Origin of the sequence: Streptomyces sp. NPDC048295 (genome assembly GCF_040652135.1) — a bacterium.
Lineage (GTDB): Bacteria > Actinomycetota > Actinomycetes > Streptomycetales > Streptomycetaceae > Streptomyces.
Genome location: NZ_JBEZLL010000075.1, coordinates 1 through 2,328, shown reverse-complemented (window position 1 = coordinate 2,328; position 2,328 = coordinate 1). Strand labels below are relative to the sequence as shown.

General features: G+C 55.9%; 1 rRNA gene. It reads right to left on the bottom strand.

From position 1 onward, the window contains the following. A 23S ribosomal RNA gene (locus AB0D53_RS41620) occupies positions 1–2,328 on the bottom strand; the annotation flags it as partial.

Below are 2,328 nucleotides of genomic sequence, written 5' to 3'. Positions count from 1 at the left end.
GGCTTCCACATCTGGCCTATCAACCCAGTCGTCTACTGGGAGCCTTAACCAATCAAGTTGGTGGGAATACTCATCTCGAAGCAGGCTTCCCGCTTAGATGCTTTCAGCGGTTATCCTTTCCGAACGTAGCCAACCAGCCATGCCCTTGGCAGAACAACTGGCACACCAGAGGTTCGTCCGTCCCGGTCCTCTCGTACTAGGGACAGCCCTTCTCAATATTCCTACGCGCACAGCGGATAGGGACCGAACTGTCTCACGACGTTCTAAACCCAGCTCGCGTACCGCTTTAATGGGCGAACAGCCCAACCCTTGGGACCGACTCCAGCCCCAGGATGCGACGAGCCGACATCGAGGTGCCAAACCATCCCGTCGATATGGACTCTTGGGGAAGATCAGCCTGTTATCCCCGGGGTACCTTTTATCCGTTGAGCGACAGCGCTTCCACAAGCCACTGCCGGATCACTAGTCCCGACTTTCGTCCCTGCTCGACCCGTCGGTCTCACAGTCAAGCTCCCTTGTGCACTTACACTCAACACCTGATTGCCAACCAGGCTGAGGGAACCTTTGGGCGCCTCCGTTACTCTTTAGGAGGCAACCGCCCCAGTTAAACTACCCATCAGACACTGTCCCTGATCCGGATCACGGACCCAGGTTAGACATCCAGCACGACCAGAGTGGTATTTCAACGACGACTCCACAACCACTGGCGTGGCCGCTTCAAAGTCTCCCACCTATCCTACACAAGCCGAACCGAACACCAATATCAAACTGTAGTAAAGGTCCCGGGGTCTTTCCGTCCTGCTGCGCGAAACGAGCATCTTTACTCGTAGTGCAATTTCACCGGGCCTATGGTTGAGACAGTCGAGAAGTCGTTACGCCATTCGTGCAGGTCGGAACTTACCCGACAAGGAATTTCGCTACCTTAGGATGGTTATAGTTACCACCGCCGTTTACTGGCGCTTAAGTTCTCAGCTTCGCCGACCCGAAAGTCAGCTAACCGGTCCCCTTAACGTTCCAGCACCGGGCAGGCGTCAGTCCGTATACATCGCCTTACGGCTTCGCACGGACCTGTGTTTTTAGTAAACAGTCGCTTCTCGCTGGTCTCTGCGGCCACCCCCAGCTCATGGAGCAAATCCAATCACCAGGAATGGCCCCCCTTCTCCCGAAGTTACGGGGGCATTTTGCCGAGTTCCTTAACCATAGTTCACCCGAACGCCTCGGTATTCTCTACCTGACCACCTGAGTCGGTTTAGGGTACGGGCCGCCATGAAACTCGCTAGAGGCTTTTCTCGACAGCATAGGATCATCCACTTCACCACAATCGGCTCGGCATCAGGTCTCAGACTTATATGCACGACGGATTTGCCTACCGTGCGTCCTACACCCTTACCCCGGGACAACCACCGCCCGGGCTGGACTACCTTCCTGCGTCACCCCATCGCTTACCTACTACCACCTTGGTTCATCGGCTCCACCACTACCCTCAACTCCGAAGAGATCGGGCCGGCTTCACGGACTTAGCATTAATGGGCTCAGTATTGGGCGTTTCAAAGCGGGTACCGGAATATCAACCGGTTGTCCATCGACTACGCCTGTCGGCCTCGCCTTAGGTCCCGACTTACCCTGGGCAGATCAGCTTGACCCAGGAACCCTTAGTCAATCGGCGCACACGTTTCTCACGTGTGTATCGCTACTCATGCCTGCATTCTCACTCGTGAACCGTCCACAACTCGCTTCCGCGGCTGCTTCACCCGGCACACGACGCTCCCCTACCCATCCGTACTCCCGTTGGGGATTAATATACGAATGACACGACTTCGGCGGTACGCTTGAGCCCCGCTACATTGTCGGCGCGGAATCACTTGACCAGTGAGCTATTACGCACTCTTTCAAGGGTGGCTGCTTCTAAGCCAACCTCCTGGTTGTCTCTGCGACTCCACATCCTTTCCCACTTAGCGTACGCTTAGGGGCCTTAGTCGATGCTCTGGGCTGTTTCCCTCTCGACCATGGAGCTTATCCCCCACAGTCTCACTGCCGCGCTCTCACTTACCGGCATTCGGAGTTTGGCTAAGGTCAGTAACCCGGTAGGGCCCATCGCCTATCCAGTGCTCTACCTCCGGCAAGAAACACACGACGCTGCACCTAAATGCATTTCGGGGAGAACCAGCTATCACGGAGTTTGATTGGCCTTTCACCCCTAACCACAGGTCATCCCCCAGGTTTTCAACCCTGGTGGGTTCGGTCCTCCACGAAGTCTTACCTCCGCTTCAACCTGCCCATGGCTAGATCACTCCGCTTCGGGTCTTGAGCGTGCTACTGAAACGCCCT